The sequence below is a fragment of the Saprospiraceae bacterium genome (assembly GCA_016719615.1).
In the GTDB taxonomy this organism is placed as follows: domain Bacteria; phylum Bacteroidota; class Bacteroidia; order Chitinophagales; family Saprospiraceae; genus Vicinibacter.
The window spans coordinates 39,494-46,151 of sequence record JADJYQ010000013.1 but is presented as its reverse complement, the minus strand read 5'-3'; the positions used below and the strand labels follow the sequence as shown (position 1 = coordinate 46,151).

Here is a 6,658-nt window from a genome sequence, read left to right as displayed (position 1 = left end):
AAGACCTGATGTGCTTCGTTTTGCTAAGGGAACATTTGATTCAGAAGGTTGTCGGCAGTATGGATTTGGTCCTGCTTCTTACACTACCAATGTTTCGAAGGAAGGCACGAATTTTAAATGCACCACGAAAAGTCCCTAGCGAAGGAGAGATAGATTTCGAGAAGGAAGTTTTGCGCAAAAAACCAGATTCAGGGAAATTCGTGTGGCGAAAACAAGGACGAGACAGATTTACATTATGAATTTAAGGAAGTTTGAAAACAAACTAAAATACAAACCAATCACTATCAAAGACCCGAAGAAATTTTATTTTTCGGGTCCTTTTAATGAGCTCAAAGCCCAAATAAACAAATTGTAAAATAAGATGTATGAAGAAATTCAGAGCAGATAATTAATGGTGACCAACTTCTTCAGAAAATTAATAATTCGTATATCAGGATCAGGCTATTGTGATCTTTTTATCCAGGTAAACATCTTGTATGGCATTCAATAATTCTACACCTTCTTTAAGCGGCTTTTGAAAAGCTTTCCTTCCGGATATCAAAATTTCGCAGATAACACCACAATACCGTAAACATACCTAGTGGATGTGCGTGCTCGAATGCTTCTGCAATTTCAAAATCTGGCGGCCACTTTCTTCAGATCCAAAATAAATAGTAGCACCTATTCCTGCTGCTCCCATGTTCCAATGCATCTTCTACTACCATACATGAGTTGATCGGCACGGTTAGGAAAAGTTAATAATTCGTTGTGTGGTTAACTTTAACAAAAGAAGATTTTATGCGCATACTTGCGAAACAGAAGCAAGTACCGCCATAAGTAGAAAACAACTGCATTACAACCACCTTCAATGGCTAGTTTAACTATATTTTCCGGATCAAAATACTCCGGATTGGGTGCGAACGAAGCACCGGCACTATGTTCGATACCCTGATCTACAGGTAAAATACTCACATAACCCGTCCCGGACAATCTGCCACTGTTTGTAAAGCGCAGATAGGTTCCGAAGCGTTTGATTAGATCTGTTGCTGATGGTCCAGATTTTATCAACGCTATCTTTAGCAGAGGAAGATGCAATGTAGATTTTGGAATCGTTTTACAAACGTGATTAAAGGTAAAACGAAGATTGTTTTCCCAATAATTCGAAAATGGAAGTTTTTATTCAATACGGTATAAAATATTCTTAGAACGCAGAAAGAGAAAATCATTTGAATAAAATCTTGACAAATAATTATTTAGCAACAAACTGACAAGTTGGTAAAATTATTCGTAGGATTTTCAATCAAAGCGACTCCATCGGCCATAAATTTCAATTCCTCAGAGGATCCGTGATTTTCGCTATTTCATCTGCAGATTTCCCTTCATCTTCAGCATAATGTTTCAAATCATCAACAGAAGTGATTTCTTTGAATTCTTATCCACGTATTACAACTTTGCTACCTGAAAAATCTAAAAGGAACAAAAAAACATAATCTCTGAATTTTACAAAAAGTCAGGTAGTGTCGCCCGGGTTTTGGCTCAAAACCATCCAGCAACCCTTTTTTTTGGCACACGCTTGTTACGTATCCGCTCACAGAGGTCATAATACTGTCATTGCCTGCCCGTGATTGAATCGTTTCATCTACCGTTAAAAGCTATCGGTAGATATACTGTCACCGTAATAGGCTAAAGCGTTTGTTTGATTCGATTCTGGTACAGTTTCTGCAGCTTTCTCATTTTGCAACTTAACAGGGCCCGTAATCAAGTCTAATAGATAATGTTTCATTTTAACGAAATATTTAGGATGCAAAGATACTAATACCCTTGAAATTTGTGTTTTCAACTCATCAGCGCTTTTAAAACAGATATTTTATATATTAGCTTTTTATTTAATATAACTTTGGGCCTATAGCATCTGTCTTCTACATAAAATCAGCATATCTGTAAGCAAATTATTGATCTCCATAGGGGTTTTTAAACCTGGCATTAAATGCCCAGAATTGTATCAGGAAATTGCATCAATGGCTTTGGTACCATGGTTTATGCCGATGGTAGTAGGTATACAGGCGAATTTCGTTCGGGTTTGCGCGAAGAAAGGTATTTACTATTACTACAATCAAAACAAATATCTGGGTGAATGGAGCAAGGATTTGAGACAGGGTGAGGTAAGATGGAATTCGCCAATGGCGATGTCTACACGGGGTTATGAGCAAAATCTCATGCAAGGCCATGGAGTCATGGAATTTGGTAGAGGCGACAAGTACATCGGCCTTTGGTATGCCAACAAACCGAACGGTAAAGGGAACTATTATTTTAAAACAGGAGGAACGCTATGAAGGTGACTTTGTAAATGCTTTATTTGAAGGGCAAGGGCCTTGTATTATAAGTCAGGGAGCTCACTTTACGGGCCAATGGAAAGCCAGTAAAAAACACATGGGCTCAGAAATTTTCATGATGCAAACGGGAAGATAGTCTCAGCAGAATGGTCGGCGACAAAATGATCAAGTACAAGTTGAAGAACAGTCAAAACCTATGGAGCAAGCTGTTGTGACTGCTGCAACTGATCAACAAAAAGATGAGGAACATAAACTCGATCATCAGGAGATCGTTTTGGAAAACAGCTGCCTATTTCGAAACAAGCGAAGAAGAAAAATATTTCAACAAAATTTTGGTTCGACAGTAGATTCCGGAATAAGTGAAATTGTAACAGATAATTCTGATGTTGACCGTTTTTGGTGAAAACCAAAAGAAAAAGGAAGAAACCAAAGTTCAACATGCTGATCAAGTGCCGGTAGTGAAACAAAGCCTGAAATCAAGCAGGAAATTAAAATTCAAGGAAGCTATAGTTCAGGAAAAGCCGATTCAAAAAATAGAAGCCAAGAATAGAAATGGAGCCAGAATCGGAATTGCCGGATTGTAATGTCAGTTTCTGCGAATCGGGTCGAGGCGTTTTCAAATATGCAGATGGTTCGAAATATGTAGGTGAGTTTGTCGATGGCGAACCTGTAGGACCAGGCATTTGTTATTATTCAAATGGTGACCGCTATGAAGGTCAATGGAAAAATCATTCGCCTAATGGTGAAGGGATGATGTATTTTACCTCAGGATTAATTTACGGAGCTGTCTGGGATCATGGTAAAGCTGTGAAAGAATTGAGCAGGCGTAAAGAATTTATTTTTGATGCCAATGTAGCAGTGGAACATAGTAAAGAAGTCAAAATCTGGGCAGTGATCATAGGAATCGCTAGATATGACCATATGCCCGTTTTAAAATATTCAGATGACGATGCTTATAAAGTCTATGCCTTTTGAAAAGTCCTCGAGGGCGGAGCACTCAAAGATCAACAAAGTTCGCGTTTTGATTGATGACATGCCAGTCGCAATGCTATTCTCACGGCATTAAATCAGGTTTTTCTGACCGATGAAAACGATGTGGTGATGTTGTATTATTCCGGTCATGGGCTCGAAGGCACTTTTTTGCCTATCGATTATGATGGTATTCAAAATATTCTCAAACACGATGAAGTCAAAGACATCATCAATAGAAGTCGCGCTAAAAACAAAATTTGTTTTATCGATGCCTGTCATTCAGGCAGCGTTCTTGCGCAAAGGGATCGTTCTCATCATCGCTGATGCATTATTACGAAGATCTGGCGCAAAGTAAAGGCGGCATCCATTTGTCATGTCCTCCAAGAGCAAAGAATATTCATTGGAAGATGGCGGGTTGCGTCAAGGCGTTTTTCACATTTTTAATCCGCGGTTTAAAAGGCGATGCAGACGCCGATGGCGATCAAACAATTGTACTTAAAGAACTCTTCGAATACATCTATAAAAATGTACGCGAATACACTGGAAATGTACAAACTCCAATGATCGCCGGAGATTACGACGAACAGATGCCGGTAGGATTTATCCGGGAAGAAGACTAGGTAGTGGAATATGGAGTAAGGATTATAGATTATAGATTATGGATTTTTAATTGTCATAATAGTCAATAGTCAAGCAGCATTCTTTGGCAAATAAAGTTAATAAAAATAATTTTAAAAAATTTATATTTATTTTGAACTAACATACATTAGTTTGTATTGATTCCTACAAGACATTAAGCCTACCCATTCCAGCCAATATAGCGCAAACCTATATACCGGCTTCAGCCGGATACAAAGCGAGAACATAAAAAAGTCTGATTTAAAAACATAAGCCCCAAAACACTAAAATGAACCCTCAACTATGAATAGGAATGGGTTTCAACCCATTCCATACAAGCGATCAAAAGCTCAAAGTAATATTTTTATAGAAAGTCAAGTTCGGAAAAATAATTTAAAAAAGTTGTATTATTTGAACTAACATACGTTAGTGCGTGTTGTTTACCTAACAGACTAACAGACTAACAGACTAACAGACTAACAGACTAACAGACTAACAGACAAACAGACAAACAGTCTAACAGACTAACAGGCTAACAGACAAACAGACAAACAGACTAACAGACTAACAGACTAACAGACATCCTTCTTCCATCCTTAAGAAATTCCAACTTATTTATTTTTTACAATTGGCCCGGGGCACAAAGAATTATGACAATTTTTGCATTGGCTGATCAAATTGGAGAAATGCTCTTTCTTCAATTCTGGGCTGCTGTTATTCAGTTAGCTTGACTTGTTGCAAATGAAGCGAGCAAAAGGCCTTGTATTCGGCTGAGGCTGCTTTTTCCGGTTCGGTGGCATGGGCGGTTAGAATTTTTCATAGTCAAAAAATTCCGCTTCGGTTTACCTTTTTATCATTTGTTTTTAATTCAAAAGTCTCGTCATACATTTCCGCATTAAGCGCAAGTTCGCTGTCGCCATTGGGGTTGATGATTTTTTGGCTGAAGGATCTGCAGATCTGCAGTTTTTCTTTATTGCAGGAGATTAAAAGAAGTAGTAGAAAAATAAATGGGCTACTATAATTATTTCTTTTCATTTGGTAAATTCTTGCTGAAAACAAATATACTCAATAATTTGCGAGCACAAAGATTCGCTGAAATGAATGGATATAATTATATAAGGCAAGTATTTGAAGTGGAATTCAGCAATGAATGAAAATGTTTTTCTTTCATTCAATTGTATGAGCTTATTTTAGTTTAAAAGATGCGTGCAGGAGAAACTATTGTTTGAGTTCGTTTAGCAACTAGATTTTTTGTTGCAATTGAAAGTTTTGTACATATAACAAAAGTTATATTTCAGAGCTGTAATAATGATAGAAATTTGTTGAATATTAGATTCAAAATTTACGAAAATAATTTAATATAAAATTAATGATTTGGTTTTGGTTGGAAAATAAGTGTTTATTATTTTGCTTTTAAGGTGAATACAATCGTGAAGTAGAGATTGAGAAAGATTAGATCTTGTTGGTATATTTTTTATTTAGACTTCAATGGAAGGATTGCAGTTCTTGGAAGTGACATTCAAATTTGCGGATCCTTTTATCTATTATCAACAACAAAAGATTTACCTACCTGGATTTTGGAGATTTTGAAGAGCTAAGTGATTTGAACGGTTGCTTCCCGGTGGAAAACAGGATAAACCCCCCTTTCAAGGGGCTGATTCCTGTATCCACAATAACAGATGATTAAATTTGCTCAATTAATAGTAGTTCTTAATATTCATCAAGAATTAATTCTCGATGGCGAACATTTAAAAACTTTGCGAAGCAATAAATTCAGCCTTTTGGTCTGAAGGCTTTCTGGCGATAATTTACAGAAAGTCAATGTTGGGGGTTATTTGAAGCCATAAAACTAAAGGGGTAACTACAGCCTCAAAATTACCATTGGCAAGGACGGCGTAACATTTGAGGAAATGATCAAACAGGAGCTTGCAAAAGCTCAGGATGAAACTATGGCCATGATGGCCCAGGGTGTGGGAAAAGGACTCGAAGTGAAAGTCAGGAATGAAAAAGCATTCCATGAGAATGAGTCTGACGATCCTTTAAAAGCCAATTGGAACGGACAATTGGAAGATAAGGGGAAGCGCATCAGTGCAAGCGTTGATGAAATTCCCGGTTCGGGTTTGTATCGCTTGAAAATTTTTGTTCGCAGTATTTACAAACAGGAACCACTAAAAGGAAAAGTGCAATTCTTTCTTCACCCAAGTTTCAACAACCCCAAGCCTGTTATCGAAGCAAAAGATGGGGAAGCTTGTTTGCAGCTGGTGAGTTATGGTTCCTTTACCTTGGGGGCGCAAACAGAGGATGGGGCTATGCTCAAATTGGATTTGGCTACTGATGTTGTGGGTGTTTCAGGAATTTAAAAATTCATAATATAGTTTACTTCAATGCGATCTCGAAAATTTAACTTGGCTTCATTTTATTTTAACAACAGTAATCACGAGTTGTATTGGCGCAATGGGAGCCTTTGCCTTGGATTCTGAATCTAAAAAATCGGGCATTTGGATATAGCGATAATGTTAACTCGGTCAATTTTAAAGAGGCCTCAAGTACGGTTTTAATGAATGGCGTAAGAAGCTTATTCTTGCTTTTTTATAGCCTCGGCATGCACCCCTTTAGTGCTTGAACTCATGGATAAACTATATTATTTGCTCACAATCGGATGTAAGGTGTCAGTTGATATACATTGGTTATGCTTTGATCCTGGCTACTTTTGGAGAAACCATTGTCAAAGTTTTAGGTGAAATCTTAGGGCGTAT

General features: G+C 37.4%; 9 protein-coding genes and 1 pseudogene. 7 read left to right on the top strand and 3 right to left on the bottom strand.

The features are described from left to right. Positions 1-436: 436 nt before the first annotated feature. Together IPM92_17525 and IPM92_17520 are read right to left on the bottom strand one after the other, a co-directional pair. Positions 437-1,089 (bottom strand): annotated as a pseudogene (locus IPM92_17525) (hypothetical protein). A gap of 535 nt (positions 1,090-1,624) precedes the next feature. Next, the gene (locus tag IPM92_17520; protein MBK9110108.1) at positions 1,625-1,762 is read right to left on the bottom strand and encodes a hypothetical protein; all 138 of its coding nucleotides are present in this window, start codon (positions 1,760-1,762) and stop codon (positions 1,625-1,627) included. 235 nt (positions 1,763-1,997) lie between these two features. On the opposite strand from IPM92_17520, the gene IPM92_17515 reads away from it, so the two are divergent. The 6 genes from IPM92_17515 to IPM92_17490 all read left to right on the top strand — a co-directional run bounded on the left by IPM92_17515 (position 1,998) and on the right by IPM92_17490 (position 3,904). Continuing rightward, positions 1,998-2,312 (top strand): hypothetical protein, encoded by a 315-nt coding sequence (locus IPM92_17515; protein ID MBK9110107.1) that lies wholly within the window; start codon positions 1,998-2,000, stop codon positions 2,310-2,312. A gap of 196 nt (positions 2,313-2,508) precedes the next feature. Next, positions 2,509-2,715 carry a hypothetical protein gene (locus tag IPM92_17510; GenBank protein MBK9110106.1) on the top strand — a complete coding sequence of 69 codons (207 nt, stop codon included), beginning with the start codon at positions 2,509-2,511 and terminating at the stop codon, positions 2,713-2,715. Then, complete coding sequence (locus IPM92_17505; protein ID MBK9110105.1) at positions 2,696-2,896, top strand: hypothetical protein; 201 nt, start codon at positions 2,696-2,698, stop codon at positions 2,894-2,896. Before IPM92_17510 ends, IPM92_17505 begins: the two co-directional genes overlap by 20 nt. After that, complete coding sequence (locus IPM92_17500) at positions 2,865-3,287, top strand: hypothetical protein (GenBank protein ID MBK9110104.1); 423 nt, start codon at positions 2,865-2,867, stop codon at positions 3,285-3,287. The genes IPM92_17505 and IPM92_17500 overlap by 32 nt, the downstream gene beginning before the upstream one ends. 75 nt (positions 3,288-3,362) lie before the next feature. Next, positions 3,363-3,608: a caspase family protein gene (locus IPM92_17495; protein MBK9110103.1), complete on the top strand. Its 246-nt coding sequence runs from the start codon at positions 3,363-3,365 to the stop codon at positions 3,606-3,608. Continuing rightward, positions 3,608-3,904: a hypothetical protein gene (locus IPM92_17490; GenBank protein ID MBK9110102.1), complete on the top strand. Its 297-nt coding sequence runs from the start codon at positions 3,608-3,610 to the stop codon at positions 3,902-3,904. The genes IPM92_17495 and IPM92_17490 overlap by 1 nt, the downstream gene beginning before the upstream one ends. 820 nt (positions 3,905-4,724) lie before the next feature. Here the strand turns inward: IPM92_17490 and IPM92_17485 are convergent. Beyond that, a complete protein-coding gene (locus tag IPM92_17485; GenBank protein MBK9110101.1) occupies positions 4,725-4,937 on the bottom strand; it encodes a hypothetical protein in 213 nt (70 codons plus the stop codon). Between the two features lie 875 nt (positions 4,938-5,812). On the opposite strand from IPM92_17485, the gene IPM92_17480 reads away from it, so the two are divergent. After that, the gene (locus IPM92_17480) at positions 5,813-6,262 is read left to right on the top strand and encodes a hypothetical protein (GenBank protein ID MBK9110100.1); all 450 of its coding nucleotides are present in this window, start codon (positions 5,813-5,815) and stop codon (positions 6,260-6,262) included. Positions 6,263-6,658 lie beyond the last annotated feature (396 nt).